Source organism: Yersinia mollaretii ATCC 43969 (assembly GCF_013282725.1).
GTDB classification, from domain to species: domain Bacteria; phylum Pseudomonadota; class Gammaproteobacteria; order Enterobacterales; family Enterobacteriaceae; genus Yersinia; species Yersinia mollaretii.
In genome coordinates this window covers 2400405-2416914 of sequence record NZ_CP054043.1, presented here as the reverse complement: position 1 = coordinate 2416914, position 16510 = coordinate 2400405, and the positions used below count along the sequence as shown (strand labels likewise).

Below are 16510 nucleotides of genomic sequence, written 5' to 3'. Positions count from 1 at the left end.
CGTACTATTTACGGAACTAATAGTGAACAAATAATTTAAACTATTCCGGATTTAATTATGCGCATCATACACCGGCTTACCCAATATCAACGATTGTATCAAAAGTTTGGCGATCAGCCCGCAACCACAACCGTCGGTGAACTGGCAGGCTTGCTATTTTGCAGCGAAAGGCATGCCCGCACCTTGATCCAGCAACTACAGGCGAACGATTGGCTCAGTTGGCATTCACAAGTTGGCCGAGGAAAACGCGCGCAGTTGCAATGCCTGAAAAGCCCTGATGCACTACGGGCAACCTACCTAAAAATATTCCTTGAACAAGGTGACCATCAGGCTGCTCTCACCTTGGCCCAGCTTGAACCCGAACGCCTGCAAACGTTACTGAACCCTCATATGGGGGGGCAATGGCAAGCAAACAGCCCAATACTACGTATTCCTTATTACCGCGAACTTGAACCCCTAAATCCGATGATCGTTACTGGCCGGGCAGAGCAGCATCTGATTTATACTTTGCACGCGGGGCTGACCCGCTTTAACACCGGTGATCCACAGCCAAAACCGGATCTGGCCCATCACTGGCAAGTGAGTGATGATGGTTTAACCTGGCAATTTTTCTTACGCAGCCAGTTGCGTTGGCATAACGGCGAACATATTCGCGGAGAACACCTATTGCAAACGCTGGCGTTGTTACGGGAAAATCCGCGCAGCCAACCCAGTTTTGCCAATATTTCAGCTATCACCCTCCCCCATGCTTTATGCTTGAAATTTACCCTTATTAAGTCTGATTACTGGTTGGCGCATCGATTAGCTGACTTACCCTGCCGACTATTTCACCCGGAGCATCCGTTGCTCGGGGCGGGTCCATTTAAGTTAGCGACCTTCGATCAACATCTGGTACGGCTAGAGCAACATGAGTTTTACCATTTGCAGCACCCTTATCTGGAGATCATCGAATACTGGATAACGCCAAGTCTTGTGGCACAGTCTGCTGATGGCAGTTGTCAACACCCGGTGCGTATCACCATTGGTCAGGAAGAGGATTTCCCGTTGGCCCGCCCCGTCCAGCGCAGTATGAGTCTCGGCTTTTGCTATCTGGCCATCAACCGGCACCTCAGCAAGATGACGCCTCAGCAAACAGCCAAATTACTGATGTTGGTACAAACTTCCGGTATCTTAGAGGAGTTGTCGATTCGGCGCGAAGTGATCACCCCCAGCCATGAAATGCTGCCCGGCTGGCCAATTCCGCAGTTTACATCTGATGATAATCCCTCCCTACCCGCCCATCTGATACTGACCTATCAGCCGCCAATGGAACTTAAGAGCGTCGCTGAACAATTAAAAACCGTATTGGCGGCACAGGGTTGCACATTAGAGATCCGAGCCAGTCACGATAAACAGTGGAAAGGGACTCACCAAATTGAAGAAGCCGATTTATTATTAGCTGACCATCTAGTCGGCGAATCACCGGAAGCCACAATGGAGAGCTGGCTCCGACTTGATCCACTGTGGCGCGGAATTCTCTCCCCTGAGCAATTAGTACGGCAGCAAGAGACACTGACTGATATTCAACAAATTGAACTGGCTCCAGAGCGCTTTCGCCAATTACAGGCGTATTACAATGATCTGATGCTGTCAGGCTTGATTCTGCCGTTATTTAATTACCAATATCAGGTCAATGCTCCACCACGAATTAACGGTGTGACTCTGACCGCATATGGCTGGTTCGACTTCAGCCAAGCATGGTTACCACCGACGACAACTTGATCATCCACTATAAACCGATCACAAATTATAAACCGCTCACCCACTACAAGCTGATCACCTACTACATACTGACCACTAAACGCGGGTTGCTACCTTTTAGTGCGCGAACTGAGTACCATACGGCCAGTTTTTAATTTTTGCTGTGGCTTGTTCTTTCCAAACCACAGCTGTGAGAGGTCACAGTATGAAACGTGCCGTCGTTGTTTTTAGTGGTGGGCAAGACTCCACAACCTGTTTAATTCAAGCATTACAGCAATATGACGAAGTCCACTGTATTACATTCGATTATGGACAACGCCACCGCGCAGAAATAGACGTCGCTCGCGAGCTTGCCACACAACTCGGTGCAAAAGCACACAAAGTGCTGGATGTGGGGATGCTCAACGAATTGGCCGTTAGCAGCCTGACCAGAGATAATATTCCTGTGCCGACTTATAACGAAGACGATACTGATACGGTTCCCAGCACCTTTGTCCCTGGCCGTAATATTCTCTTCCTGACGTTAGCTGCGATTTATGCTTATCAGGTGCAAGCTCAGGCGGTTATCACCGGTGTTTGCGAGACTGACTTCTCCGGCTACCCTGATTGCCGCGATGAGTTCGTTAAGGCACTTAATCATGCTATCGATTTAGGTATTGGCCGTGATATTGCGTTCATCACCCCACTAATGTGGCTAGATAAAGCCGAAACATGGGCGCTAGCGGATTATTATCAGCAACTCGACCTTGTTCGTAACCATACCCTTACCTGCTATAACGGAATTCAGGGTGATGGCTGTGGCGAATGTGCGGCCTGCCACTTACGTGCCAAAGGGCTGGAGCTCTATCTAGCCAATAAACCCAATGTGCTATTGAGCCTGAAACAAAAAACCGGGCTGGTTTGACGGTTTCATTACCCAACTCACTATCCTGCACTGATCATTGCTGTGCTTTAGGTTATGGCCTCGCTCTATTAGAGCGAGGGAACTACCGCTATCAGCGGAGCTTAAGCCCTATCAAAGGCCTCGGTTGACAAATTCTTGCAACTTTTCATGTAATTCACCTTCAATTGGCAACGCTTTCTGGCTACGCAGGTCGATACAAACGAAGGTCAATTCAGCATCTGCGACAGGAATAGACTCTGGTTCCAGCGAGACGGTCTGCTTCATGACGCCACTTTTACCGTTTAGCCTTAATAGCTGACTATCAATGCGTAACAGATCACCCAATACAGCGGGGCGACGGTAACTGATATTGATATTAACCACGATAAAAGCCATTTGGTTCTCTGCCATCCATTGTGCTGCTGGCTCTCCTTCCAGCCATTCCCAACGCGCCTCTTCGAGAAACTCTAAATAGCGAGCATTATTAACGTGTTGAAAAACATCAATATGGAAACCCCTGACTTTAATATGTGTATGCATGACGGCGAGCTTCTCCAGCGAGTGATAAAAGTTATAGGGTGACCAGCACAACTGGTATGACCTCAAAGCAAGATTAGCAGAGGAAAAAAACCTTATGCTGTGCTGACTATATAATTTGGATCAACATCACAATAATCTGGATCAACATCACAGTTTCACCCTACAGCGGCGGCTTACATTATGAGATGTTGGGAGTTATTTGTGCGACGAAAGGGTCAGGCAAATACTCACCCGTACTTGCCTGACACCTGAATCTACTCGCTATAAACTCATTGATTCGCTGCGATCTTGTTTATTCTCTACAAACTCAGGCTACATTTTAAGTTTGGTACTGTTGCGCTCTAAAAATGAGGGGCCAATACCGGGAACTTCAAGCAACTGCTCTACATCAGTGAAAGGGCCGAACTGCTCACGATAAGTGATAATGGCTTCCGCCTTCTTCTTACCAATTCCACTTAGCTGTTGTGCCAACTGCTCCACATTAGCACTGTTAATATTGACTTGGCCTTGTGGGTTATCCGCGAGATTGCTAGCAGGGGCAGCGACAGTGGCGCTAGCCTGCCCACTTATCTTCTCAGCCGTATTTGTCTGCACGCCAGCTTTTACCTGACTCTGCTTCGAAACAACACCAGACGGGTTGAGAGCTTTATCCTTAGGGGGGTGAGTTGGGTTTACCGGCACTGCGTAAGCTATCTGCGGGATATTAATACTGGCCAACAATGCCGTTATCACGAACAATTTTCCTATAAATTTCATGCTGTATCCTCCTTGTGTTTGACAGCATGGCTACCTTGCCGCAACCGCTTGTTAATCGCAAAGGGCAGATTTCAGATATGCGAAAGGTCGCCAAAGCGACCTTTCGTTGTTACATCGAGTTGCAAATGAATGCGAGAGCTATTGCGATTATGACCTTACTGCGGCTGCTGTTGCTCCGCAGGACCCATCTTGATGGTGGCCTGTTTGCGCAGGTTCGCCATCAGTGCATCAAAGGTCACACCGCTTGATCCTTCCTGCATTTTAGCAATGAAGGTCTTCATTTCGCCTTCCGGTAATTTACCCGGTGTTACCGACAGCAGTTCGATCAGGACAATATTGTCCTCACGATCCTGAGACAAACCATAGACAGGCTGATCTTTTTGCGGATGAGGTAATGTAAAGATAGTCTGCACTAGTTGGTCATCATCAGGTGCGCGTGACAAGGTTTTCTTCTCGCCAAAGCTGATACCCGCGGCTTTCATCGCTTCTTCGCCTTTGCCTTGTTTCAGCGCCGTCAGGATCTTCTCACCATCAACGCGCGCTAGCTGTTCTGCTTTCTGACGTTTCACCAGTTCAGCAACCTGATCGCGAACTTGGTCGAATGGCTCAATGCCTTCAGGCTTGTGACCATCGATTCGGATAACGAAAGCACGGTCGCCATCAACAGTAATGACATCTGAGTTGCTACCCGGTGCACCGTTTTCACCGACCAAACCACCATCAAAGATAGCCTGAGCCACCGGTTTGAAATTCACTTCCGTAGGTATTGAGTCACGGGTAAACCAATCCGTTTGCTTAGCTTTAGTGCCAGCAGCCTCTTCAGCCGAAGCCAGAGATTCGTTGTCGCTGGTTGCCGCTTCGCTCACTTTTTGCTGTAACGCATAATAGGCGTCAACCGCTTTTTCCTGTTTAACCTGTTTTGCCAGAGCATCATGCACTTCTGACAGCGGCTTAACCTGTTCCGGCTTGATATCATTTAAGCGGACAATCAAGTAGCCAACAGAAGATTTAACCACATCAGACAACTGGCCTTTTTCGCTCAGGTTCGCCTGTTTCAGTTCATCAGCCGTGGTCTCTGGTTCCAACCAACCCAGCTCCCCGCCATTCTTGCGAGAGATGATATCGGTCGATTTCTCTTTTGCCATCGCGGCAAAATCAGCCCCTTTCTTCAGCTCATCCAGTGCTACTTTGGCTTCAGCTTCAGTTTTAAACTGAATAACACTGTAGTTGCGGCGCTCTGGTTGGGTATAGCTGCTTCTATGCTGATCGTAATAGGCGGCGATGTCTTCTTCAGTGACGGTGATTTTATCCTGCATCGCGGCAGCATCCATCGCAATGAAACTGACTTTCATCTGTTCCGGTGCAATGAAGCTATTTTTGTTCTGGTCATAATAGGCTTTCAGCTCTTCATCCGTGACTTTCTGCTGCGCCTGAAGTGCTTTGAGGTCCACCGTTGCCAGACGAACTTCACGTTGCTGCAAAATCAGCTCTGACATGGCCTGTGCTTCGATAGGCAGCACAAAACCCGTATCACCAAAGGCTTGCAACAGCTGTTGGTTAATGAGCTGCTGGCGCTGTAATTGCGCGAATTGATCTGGGGTGTAACCCATCCGGTTAACCAGCTCGAGATACTTATTATTATCGAACTTATTATCGGTCTGGAAATAAGGTGCCTGACGAATGGCATCTTTGACTTGTTCATCGCTGGCTGTCAGGCCCAGTTTTTTAGCGTATTGATCAAGCAACATGTTGTTGACCAATTGGCCGAGAACCTGCTGACGCAGTTGCAGCATGTAGCCTTCGTTAGCAGCCAGCGCGGAGAACTGTTCACCTAATTGCTGCTGCAAGCGGCCACGTTCACTCTGCACAGCCTGTTCTAGCTGAGCACGGCTAATCTCTTGGCCATTAACTTTAGCTGCATAGTCGTTGGAACCACCAATCAGATAGCTGCCAACCCCGGTCAGGATAAAGGACAACATGATTAGGGCCAGAAGGATTTTGAGCACGACGTTATTAGCAGCCGCGCGTAAATTGTCCATCATAATGTGACAATACTCCGCTGTAATATGGATTAAAACTGTTGCGCAGGTCTAAATAAACCCAGCATTCCTTGCGACAGCCATTCGTGCTGCTGCGCGTTAAAACTGCAACCTAAACGAAAAAAAAGCGCATCAATAACGATGCGCCTTGTATCTTACCTTACCAGCTCAACTGCGTCAGGTTATTGTTTAACACAAACAATCAAACAATTAATACACAGGTGAGAATTGACGCGGCAATTAATTTACAGCGTCTTTCAGACCTTTACCGGCGCGGAAGCCTGGTACTTTAGCCGCTGGAATACTGATTTCTTTGCCTGTCTGAGGGTTACGGCCAGTACGTGCAGAACGCTCACGTACTGCAAAAGTACCAAAACCAACCAGAGCTACGTCATCACCTTCTTTCAAAGATTCAGTAACAGAAGCAATAATTGCATCTAATGCGCGCCCAGCGGCCGCTTTAGAAATATCAGCACCTGCGGCAATTTTGTCGATCAGTTGTGACTTATTCACTCTTTCATCCCCTTTAGAATTCTATCGTCGCGCCGAAAATCCCTACGGACAACACGACAGCGCAGCTGTTATATCAATCCTGCCCAACCTTAGCAAGCAGCCCAAAGGCTCAAACTTTTACCGGACAGCCGAACTAACTTAGCGGCACAAAAAATAGCTGGCAAGTAGCATTTCACTTACCAGCATCAGTTTTATCAATACTTCTTGCGATACGTCACTATTTTGACGCTACTGGCTGTGCCCCGAAGGCAGGATTTTGCAAAGCAATGGCTAAAACATCATCAATCCGTTTAACCGGATGGATTTCCAGATCAGCAATAACGTTGTCTGGAATCTCTTCCAAATCACGTTTGTTATCCTCTGGAATTAGCACAACTTTGATCCCACCACGGTGAGCGGCCAGTAATTTCTCTTTCAAACCACCGATGGGCAAAACTAAGCCACGTAAGGTGATTTCACCAGTCATTGCAACATCAGCACGAACCGGATTACCGGTCAAACAAGAGACCAGTGCGGTACACATTGCAATACCTGCGCTCGGACCATCTTTCGGTGTCGCCCCTTCAGGCACATGCACGTGAATATCGCGTTTTTCGTAGAAATCAGGATTGATCCCTAATTTATCCGCGCGCGCGCGAACCACGGTTAATGCAGCCTGAATCGACTCTTGCATCACTTCACCCAGAGAACCGGTGTAAGTCAGCTTCCCTTTACCCGGAACGCAGGCAGTTTCAATGGTCAGCAAATCGCCGCCAACTTCAGTCCACGCCAAGCCAGTCACTTGACCGACACGGTTTTCAGTATCAGCACGGCCATAGTCGACTTTCTGCACACCCAAGAAATCTTTCAGATTGTCGCCAGTGATCTCAATGTGCTTAACCGTTTTATCCATAAGCAGATTTTTTACTGCTTTGCGACACAGTTTGGATATTTCTCGTTCCAGACTACGCACCCCAGCTTCACGGGTGTAATAACGGATAATACTCATGATAGCGCTGTCATCGATGGTCAGCTCGCCTTTCTTAATGGCGTTGCGCTCAAATTGTTTTGGCAACAGATGCTGCTTAGCAATATTGAGTTTCTCATCTTCGGTATAACCTGACAGACGAATCACTTCCATACGATCCAGCAAAGGTGCCGGGATATTCATGGAGTTAGAGGTCGCAACAAACATCACATCTGACAGATCATAATCCACTTCCAGATAGTGATCGTTAAATGCAACGTTCTGTTCCGGATCTAACACCTCCAGCAGTGCAGAGGCCGGATCACCGCGCATATCTGAGGCCATCTTATCGATCTCATCCAACAGGAAGAGCGGGTTTTTCACCCCAACTTTCGCCATCTTTTGGATCAATTTACCCGGCATAGAACCAATATAGGTACGACGGTGACCACGGATTTCAGCTTCATCACGCACCCCACCCAATGCCATACGCACATATTGACGACCTGTGGCACGGGCAATAGATTGCCCCAGAGAGGTTTTACCCACCCCAGGAGGCCCCACCAGACAGAGGATTGGCCCCTTAATTTTGCTGACTCGGCTCTGTACTGCGAGGTATTCTAAGATACGATCTTTAACTCTTTCCAAGCCGTAGTGATCGGTATCTAGAACTTCCTGCGCTTTGACCAAATCTTTTTTAACTTTGCTGCGGCTGTTCCACGGAACCTGCAACATCCAGTCGATATAGCCACGAACCACCGTGGCTTCCGCCGACATCGGCGACATCATTTTCAGCTTTTGCAGTTCGGCTTCGGTTTTTTCGCGCGCATCTTTCGGCATTTTAGCCGCTTCGATTTTACGCTTTAGCGCTTCGTGCTCGTCAGGCGTATCATCCATCTCGCCCAATTCTTTCTGAATAGCCTTCATTTGCTCATTCAGATAGTACTCGCGCTGGCTCTTTTCCATCTGCCGTTTGACGCGATTGCGAATCCGTTTTTCGACCTGTAACAGATCGATTTCTGATTCCATCATCGCCATCAGATATTCCAAACGTTCGGTCACATCGAACATTTCCAGAACAGCTTGTTTATCGTTTAATTTCAATGGCATATGCGCTGCGATAGTATCAGCAAGACGTGCTGCATCATCAATGCTGTGCAACGAAGCCAAGACTTCTGGTGGGATTTTTTTGTTCAGTTTGATATAACCTTCAAACTGATTAATGGCTGTGCGAACCAATACTTCTTGTTCACGATCATCCATCACAGGCGATTCAAGGTATTCCGCCTGAGCAGCAAAATGCTCACCGCTATCGGAAAGCGTTGTGATGCGCGCACGCTGCAACCCTTCGACCAGCACTTTAACCGTGCCATCCGGCAGTTTCAGCATTTGCAAAATCGAAGCTACGGTGCCGACTGAAAACAGATCATTGATACCAGGCTCATCCGTCGAGGCTTCTTTCTGCGCAACCAGCATGATTTTCTTATCATGGTCCATTGCAGCTTCCAGGCACCGAATCGACTTTTCCCGGCCAACAAATAGTGGGATCACCATATGCGGATAAACCACCACATCGCGCAGAGGCAATACGGGGATTTCTATGCGTTCGGAACGCTCAGGGTTCATAGAGCTCTCTCTTAGTTTAGCTTCCGCCAGATTACTGGAAATCTCGTGAAACGCGAATCATCACGAATTTCACTAAATAGGTAATTGAGTATATGGGGATGAATATCTGACATTCAACGATAACAATGCGAGGAAAAAGAAATGGGGGATAAAATCCCCCATTGTCATACTAACCATCTGGATTATTTGTCTAATTATTCGCCAGAAGCCTGTGCTTCCGGTTGACCGTAGATCAGCATTGGCGCAGATTGACCAGCAATAACTGACTCATCTACGACGACCTTCTCCACACTGTCCATTGATGGTAAATCATACATAGTATCCAGCAAAGCGCCTTCTACGATAGAACGCAAGCCACGAGCTCCTGTTTTACGTGCCATCGCTTTCTTGGCAATGGCAGTTAACGCCTCATCACGGAACTCAAGCTCTACACCTTCCAGATTAAACAACGCTTGATACTGTTTAGTCAGCGCGTTTTTAGGCTCTTTCAAGATTTGAATCAATGCGTCTTCGCTCAATTCGCTCAGGGTAGCAACCACTGGTAGACGACCGATAAATTCAGGGATTAAACCGAATTTAATTAAGTCTTCTGGTTCAGCTTGGCTTAATAACTCGCCTTCTGTTGCCTTCTCTGACTTGCCTTTCACCGTGGCGCCGAAACCAATACCCGTCCCGGTGTTGATACGCTGCCCAATCACTTTGTCCAAACCGGCAAAAGCGCCACCACAGATAAACAGAATTTTGGAGGTATCAACCTGCAAAAACTCCTGTTGCGGATGCTTGCGACCCCCTTGCGGTGGCACGGCGGCAATTGTCCCTTCAATCAATTTCAACAGGGCCTGCTGCACACCTTCGCCTGAAACATCACGGGTGATCGACGGGTTATCAGATTTACGTGAAATTTTATCAATCTCATCGATATAGACGATACCGCGTTGCGCTTTTTGGACGTCATAGTCACATTTCTGCAACAGCTTCTGAATGATGTTTTCAACATCTTCACCCACGTAACCCGCTTCAGTCAGTGTGGTCGCATCTGCCATAGTAAACGGCACATCCAAGAAGCGAGCCAATGTCTCTGCTAGTAGCGTCTTACCGCTACCCGTCGGACCGATCAGCAGAATATTACTTTTACCCAACTCAATGCCATTGCTGGTATCGCCATTGCGTAAGCGCTTGTAATGGTTATACACCGCAACAGCCAGCACTTTTTTCGCCGGTTCCTGTCCGATAACATAATCATCAAGGTGGCGACGAATTTCGTGCGGTGTTGGCAGCGAACTGCGCTCCCGATGTGGGGCAACTTCTTTGATCTCTTCGCGAATAATGTCGTTACACAAATCGACACATTCATCGCAGATATACACTGACGGCCCGGCTATTAGCTTACGCACTTCATGTTGGCTTTTGCCGCAGAAAGAGCAATACAGCAGCTTTCCAGAACCGTCTTTGCGCTTATCTGTCATCAGTAAACCTCTTTTTCAGTATCTGCCACATCTAAAATCACGGTGGCAGGGAGACTATTATCGCTATTTCTGGACGCCACGTTAGCCTACAACGGGCAGCCGATATAATGGATAGTGTACAAACGATACGCAATTGAACGGGTTCGACACCACCATGGGTTCAATTGACATACACCACTTGTTCTATTTATACACAATTATAGTATATCGGCTCACAGAAATAAGTCGTTAGTCACGACGGGTGAACACGGAATCAACTAATCCATATCCTACAGCCTCTTCAGCTGACAAGAAACGGTCACGCTCAGTGTCTCTCTCTATTTCTTCAAGAGATTTTCCCGTGTGAAGCGCCATCAGTTCATTCATGCGCGATTTCACTTTTAAAATCTCTCTTGCATGAATTTCAATATCTGTGGCCTGGCCCTGGAAGCCACCCAGCGGTTGATGAATCATGACCCGTGAGTTTGGTAAGCAGAAACGTTTACCTTTAGCGCCAGCCGTCAACAGGAATGCCCCCATTGAACACGCCTGCCCCATACAGATAGTGCTGACATCAGGCTTAATGAATTGCATGGTGTCATAAATTGACATGCCAGCCGTAATGACCCCACCCGGCGAGTTGATGTACAGGAAGATGTCTTTTTCTGGATTCTCAGCTTCCAGAAACAGCATCTGTGCTGTAATCAGGTTGGCCATATGGTCTTCAACCTGGCCGGTCAGGAAAATAATGCGCTCTTTCAGCAGACGAGAGAAGATATCGTAAGAACGCTCCCCACGTGAAGTCTGCTCAACCACCATTGGCACCAGAGCCATGTTAGGTGCAAATTGATCTCGTTCGCCACTGTATGACATTACCGTCTCCTAATAGAATTTACTTTGGCGCCATTCATAACCGATTCTACTTGAGATAAGTAATGATGACTATGTTCATGCATCAAGGTGCGTGCAGACAGTCTGGTTATCCAGACCTATTCGACAGCGGTAATCAGCCAGTGTTTCATCAACATCTTATGAACGTTTGCTAAGTAAATTGGGGATCAATCTTCTTTTTCAAGCCCCCAGCTGCATTTTTTTAGCTTAACAATCGCTCGCTATCCCGGCCAGAATCCCGACGCTCAATTAATTTTTTGTCCGTATTTCACATTTCAAATATAGCGCAGATTACAGAGAAACATGCCAGATTAATCATACTATTGAGTGATTTTTGTTACCAAAAGAAAAAGCCCGTGGCCAAGGGCAACGGGCTTAATCAATCAAAACACTGGATATCCCATTTCCAATTTCTTGGAGGACGGATTATTTCCAGTTTAATGCGCTAAAAACATTACGCAGTCGTGGTCTGATTCATCAGCTCACTAAAGGTAGTTGGTTTTTCAGTTACTTTGGCTTTAGCCAGCAGAGTTTCCACCGCTTGTTCTTCCAGAGCAACGCTACGCATATTGTTCATCAGCTCTTTGTTTTTGCTGTAGAACTCGATAACTTCTTTTGGATCTTCGTACGCAGAAGCCATCTCTTCGATCAATTCTTGAACGCGCGCTTCATCAGCTTTCAGTTCGTGCTGGCTGATAACTTCGCCCAACAGCAAACCAACAACGACGCGACGCTTCGCTTGTTCTTCGAACAATTCACGTGGCAGTTCAGCAGCTTGCTTCTCATTACCACCGAAACGCTGTGCAGCCTGACGGCGCAGAACGTCAATTTCACCTTCAACCAGTGCAGCAGGAACGTCGATTTCGTTAGCGCTCACCAGACCGTCAATCGCCTGAGTCTTAACACGGTTACGTACTGCGCCTTTCAGCTCACGCTCCATGTTTTTACGCACTTCAGCACGCAGACCGGCAACTGAACCATCAGCAACGCCGAAACGTTTGATGAACTCTTCAGTCAATTCTGGCAGCTCACGCACTTCAACTTTCTTCAACACGATGTCGAATTTAGCTGATTTACCTTTCAGGTTTTCTGCGTGGTAATCTTCTGGGAAGTTTACGTCGATGGTGAACTCTTCACCGGCTTTATGACCGATAACACCCTCTTCGAAACCAGGGATCATGCGACCCTGACCCATTGCCAGTACGAAATCAGACGCTTTGCCACCTTCAAACTCTTCGCCGTCGATAGAACCGGTGAAATCCAAAGTTGCGCGATCTTCAGCAGTTGCTGCCGCGTCAGTCTCTTTCCAGGTTGCTTGTTGCTTACGCAGAGTTTCCAGCATGGTATCAACGTCAGCGTCGTTAACTTCAACAACTGGCTTTTCTACTTCAATGCTTTCCAGATCTTTCAGCTCAACTTCTGGATACACTTCGAACTCAACAGAATAAGTAAAATCTTCACCCTGCTTGTATTCACCCGGCACATAGTTTGGTGCGCCAGCTGGATTGATTTTTTCTTTAATGATCGCGTCAACGAAATTGCGTTGCATCAGGTCACCCAGTACATCCTGGCGAACAGATGCGCCGTAGCGCTGTTCAACGATGTTCATTGGCACATGGCCTTTACGGAAACCGTCGATACGAACACTTTTAGCGGCTTTCACTAATTCACTTTTTACTGCTTTCTCAATGCTGTCAGCAGCAACAGTAATTGTTACACGGCGGCCAAGGCCTTGAGTGGTTTCAACAGAAACTTGCATCTTGTTACCTCAAAAAAATCACAGTGCTCGGTCAACTCCAGAAGCTGCAAACGAAGCAGCACCATTTACCCTTTCAGGAATGATGCGAACTCTGAAAACACCCTCTAAGAACCGGGACGGCCGCATTAAACAGAACCGAGTATCCCAGATGTCAGAAGCGTCCCGAAACCATTCCGGAAAAATAAGACGCGACATTATAGCGGCGCACAGAGTATGAGTCGAGGAAAGCAAGCGAATGTTGTCGCGGTAAAATTCACGCGTGTATCGTTCCCTCGACTAAAACTCCGGCGGCGCACTCATAAAATGAGGGTGTCGCACATCATAGAAAAACAAGCGGCCCATAGGCCGCTTGCGAAATTCTCATCTACTAATACCCTAAATCAGGCCAGAATGACTACTGTTATCCCGCCTGTTTTTGATTAGGCCCGCAGTTTACGCCAATGTCCCCGCGCCGCGACACGACGGTGAATCCGGTACAGTGTCTTGTAATCCTGCCCACTCTTTTAAGGTATAAGTGTGCAGAGCCAGCGCATGAACACTCGCTGCCAGCTCATCAGCTAAGACACTGTAAATCGCACGATGGCGGCTCAGAAAGCGTTGATCTTGAAATTTATTGCTGACGATCACTATTTTAAAATGGCTTTCAGAACCGGCCGGAACATTGTGGCGATAACTTTCATTAACGACCTCCAGATGATCCGGTTCGAATGCCATTTTTAGTTTTTCTTCAATTTGTTCTCGAATCAAAATCATCTTGTTCTCCTTACTGCAAAGGCAGAAAACTGCCCACTCTCTTAATGCAATATTAGTTGATTTTCGCTGTTTTATAACATTTAAGACACAAAATAGCCCGAATATCTCCCTTCAGCTCACTCAAAATATGAGGCTAATCTGATGGTCAGGCAAAAAGGTAATTTGTAAGGTCTTTATGCAAATTGGCCAGTTACTCGGGGAAAAATCCTCTTTTTGGTGAAATTCTCTACATCGGGATCTTCCACCAGCCAATCCCAGTGCTATGATGTCGCCATTGCAAACTCGCAAAATAACATGGCTGCTATCCCGCTCTGATTATTAAAGAATTCCATAACTATTGAGATAAAGTGAACATGCTAAAGAAAATTCTTTTCCCGCTGTTGGCTGTTTTTATTCTGGCGGGTTGTGCTGCCAGCAACAACACGTTGAATGTCACGCCAAAAGTGGTATTGCCGCCACAAGATCCTACCCTGATGGGGATTACCATCAGTATTAATGGTGCTGATCAGCGTCAAGATGCAGCACTGGCTAAAGTCAACCGCGATGGCCAATTAGTCGTGTTGACCCCATCCCGTGACCTGCGCTTCTTGTTACAAGAAGTGTTGGAAAAACAGATGACGGCCCGTGGTTATATGATTGGTTCTGGCGCGCCAGTTGATTTGCAAATCGTTGTAAACCAGCTATTTGCTGATGTGCAGGAAGGTAATCTGCGCTATAACATCACCACCAAAGCGGATATCTCTATTACCGCTACCGCGAAAAATGGCAATAAGCAGGTTAAAAATTACCGCGCTAGCTATAACGTTCAGGGCGCATTTACTGCGACTAATGAAAAAATCACAGATGCCGTTAACACCGTGTTAAGCGATGTGATTGCAGATATGGCTCAAGACACCAGTGTCAGCAGCTTTATCAAACAAAATGCTCGCTAATCTGCCGTTTGCTTAACATCATTATTACTGCTTAACAGAATGCTCTACCCTACTCATCGGGTGGAGCATGTAGGTCTCACATGCCCAATCGCTATTCAAACCTTTTTACCCAGCGCAACTCCCTTATTCTTCTGTTGTTGGGGTTTGCTTCGGGCCTCCCCTTAGCCCTGACTGGTGGTACGCTGCAAGCGTGGATGACGGTTGAAAACGTCGATCTGAAAACCATTGGTATTTTTTCTCTGGTGGGTCAGGCTTACGTCTTTAAGTTTCTCTGGTCCCCGTTAATGGACCGCTACACCCCCTCGTTTCTTGGCCGCCGACGCGGCTGGTTATTGATTAGTCAACTGTTATTGATCGTCGCTATTATCGCGATGGGTTTTATGGAACCGGCTAAGCATCTATGGTGGTTGGCGGCTATCGCGGTATTGGTCGCATTCTGTTCCGCGTCGCAAGATATTGTTTTTGATGCTTATAAAACCGATTTGCTCACAGCCGAAGAGCGCGGGACAGGGGCAGCAGTCTCAGTGCTGGGTTACCGTCTGGCGATGTTGGTTTCCGGCGGGCTGGCGCTGTGGATAGCCGATCGCTACCTTGGCTGGCAATCCACTTATTGGTTAATGGCCGGATTGATGCTTATTGGGGTGTTCGCTACCCTATTTGCTCCTGAACCTGACATCCGCATTGCACCACCGAAAACATTGGAAGAGGCGATCGTTGCCCCATTACGTGATTTCTTTGGCCGCAACAATGCGTGGCTAATTTTGTTGCTTATTGTGTTGTATAAGATGGGCGATGCTTTTGCCGCCAGCCTGAGCACGACTTTCCTGATCCGTGGCGTCGGGTTCGATGCCGGTGAAGTTGGGCTGGTCAATAAAACATTAGGATTGATTGCCACCATTATTGGTGCGCTCTATGGCGGCATTTTGATGCAACGGTTGAGTTTATTCCGTGCTTTGATGATATTCGGTATTTTACAAGCAATTTCCAACATCGGTTATTGGCTATTATCCATCACTGATAAGAATATATTTTCCATGGGCAGCGCTATCTTCTTGGAAAACCTCTGTGGAGGCATGGGTACTGCGGCATTTGTCGCACTGTTAATGACGCTCTGTAACAAGTCTTTCTCTGCCACACAATTTGCGCTGTTATCTGCACTCTCTGCCGTGGGTCGCGTCTATGTTGGCCCAATCGCGGGGTGGTTTGTTGAAACACACGGCTGGCCTCTGTTCTACCTGTTTTCTATTGCCGCCGCCATTCCCGGTTTGTTACTGCTGTATATCTGCCGTCACACTCTAGAGCATACCCAGAAAACAGATGAGTTTATGCCTCGAACCGAATTCAAAACCGCGTATCGCTGGGCATTACGCTTCTTAACCATTGGCTGCATATTGTTAGCCACATGGCTGATTTTACTGATCAGCAACGCACTGGATTGGACCGCAGCACCACAAGTAGCTGATACCTTGCTACTGCGTGGCATCCAGCTCAGCGTGGTCGGTATGGTTCTTGGGGGGCTATTGGATTATCTGGCGTTAAAACGGAAAAAACTAGCGTAATCACCTAAGCCAACCCTCAAAGGCCAGCATTTACGCTGGCCTTTTTGCATTTATCCGCCAGACAAACAATCCCACTCAATAAACAATTTTGGAACCACCTCACAAAATTAGTGAATCAAGTCACACAT

Annotated in this window: 13 protein-coding genes; 4 read left to right on the top strand and 9 right to left on the bottom strand. The window is 47.4% G+C overall.

Going from position 1 to position 16510, the window contains the following annotated elements:
• Window positions 1-57 precede the first annotated feature (57 nt).
• Both HRD69_RS10665 and queC read left to right on the top strand, forming a co-directional pair.
• A complete protein-coding gene (locus tag HRD69_RS10665; RefSeq protein ID WP_032812968.1) occupies window positions 58-1761 on the top strand; it encodes an SgrR family transcriptional regulator in 1704 nt (567 codons plus the stop codon).
• A gap of 184 nt (window positions 1762-1945) precedes the next feature.
• Entirely contained in the window at window positions 1946-2644 is a 699-nt protein-coding gene (gene queC / locus HRD69_RS10660; RefSeq protein ID WP_004873442.1) for a 7-cyano-7-deazaguanine synthase QueC, read from the top strand.
• 111 nt (window positions 2645-2755) lie between these two features.
• Here the strand turns inward: queC and HRD69_RS10655 are convergent, their stop codons facing one another.
• The 9 genes from HRD69_RS10655 to bolA form a co-directional block, all read right to left on the bottom strand.
• The gene (locus HRD69_RS10655; RefSeq protein ID WP_032812969.1) at window positions 2756-3163 is read right to left on the bottom strand and encodes an acyl-CoA thioesterase; all 408 of its coding nucleotides are present in this window, start codon (window positions 3161-3163) and stop codon (window positions 2756-2758) included.
• A gap of 312 nt (window positions 3164-3475) precedes the next feature.
• Window positions 3476-3919: a ComEA family DNA-binding protein gene (locus HRD69_RS10650; RefSeq protein WP_004873444.1), complete on the bottom strand. Its 444-nt coding sequence runs from the start codon at window positions 3917-3919 to the stop codon at window positions 3476-3478.
• A 155-nt stretch (window positions 3920-4074) separates the two neighbouring features.
• A complete protein-coding gene (ppiD, locus tag HRD69_RS10645; protein ID WP_004873445.1) occupies window positions 4075-5961 on the bottom strand; it encodes a peptidylprolyl isomerase in 1887 nt (628 codons plus the stop codon).
• A 237-nt stretch (window positions 5962-6198) separates the two neighbouring features.
• Window positions 6199-6471 (bottom strand): nucleoid-associated protein HU-beta, encoded by a 273-nt coding sequence (gene hupB / locus HRD69_RS10640; RefSeq protein WP_004392663.1) that lies wholly within the window; start codon window positions 6469-6471, stop codon window positions 6199-6201.
• Between the two features lie 217 nt (window positions 6472-6688).
• Window positions 6689-9043, bottom strand: coding sequence for an endopeptidase La (lon, locus tag HRD69_RS10635; RefSeq protein ID WP_004873446.1), 2355 nt, complete (start codon window positions 9041-9043; stop codon window positions 6689-6691).
• Window positions 9044-9237: 194 nt separating this feature from the next.
• Window positions 9238-10509: an ATP-dependent protease ATP-binding subunit ClpX gene (gene clpX / locus HRD69_RS10630; RefSeq protein WP_004714578.1), complete on the bottom strand. Its 1272-nt coding sequence runs from the start codon at window positions 10507-10509 to the stop codon at window positions 9238-9240.
• Between the two features lie 228 nt (window positions 10510-10737).
• Window positions 10738-11361, bottom strand: coding sequence for an ATP-dependent Clp endopeptidase proteolytic subunit ClpP (clpP, locus tag HRD69_RS10625; RefSeq protein ID WP_005272733.1), 624 nt, complete (start codon window positions 11359-11361; stop codon window positions 10738-10740).
• 472 nt (window positions 11362-11833) lie between these two features.
• Window positions 11834-13138 (bottom strand): trigger factor, encoded by a 1305-nt coding sequence (tig, locus tag HRD69_RS10620; protein ID WP_004873448.1) that lies wholly within the window; start codon window positions 13136-13138, stop codon window positions 11834-11836.
• A gap of 432 nt (window positions 13139-13570) precedes the next feature.
• Window positions 13571-13891 carry a transcriptional regulator BolA gene (gene bolA / locus HRD69_RS10615; protein ID WP_004873449.1) on the bottom strand — a complete coding sequence of 107 codons (321 nt, stop codon included), beginning with the start codon at window positions 13889-13891 and terminating at the stop codon, window positions 13571-13573.
• Between the two features lie 353 nt (window positions 13892-14244).
• On the opposite strand from bolA, the gene HRD69_RS10610 reads away from it, so the two are divergent.
• Both HRD69_RS10610 and ampG read left to right on the top strand, forming a co-directional pair.
• Complete coding sequence (locus HRD69_RS10610; protein ID WP_004873450.1) at window positions 14245-14823, top strand: lipoprotein; 579 nt, start codon at window positions 14245-14247, stop codon at window positions 14821-14823.
• An 80-nt stretch (window positions 14824-14903) separates the two neighbouring features.
• A complete protein-coding gene (gene ampG / locus HRD69_RS10605; RefSeq protein ID WP_004873451.1) occupies window positions 14904-16382 on the top strand; it encodes a muropeptide MFS transporter AmpG in 1479 nt (492 codons plus the stop codon).
• Window positions 16383-16510: the final 128 nt, after the last annotated feature.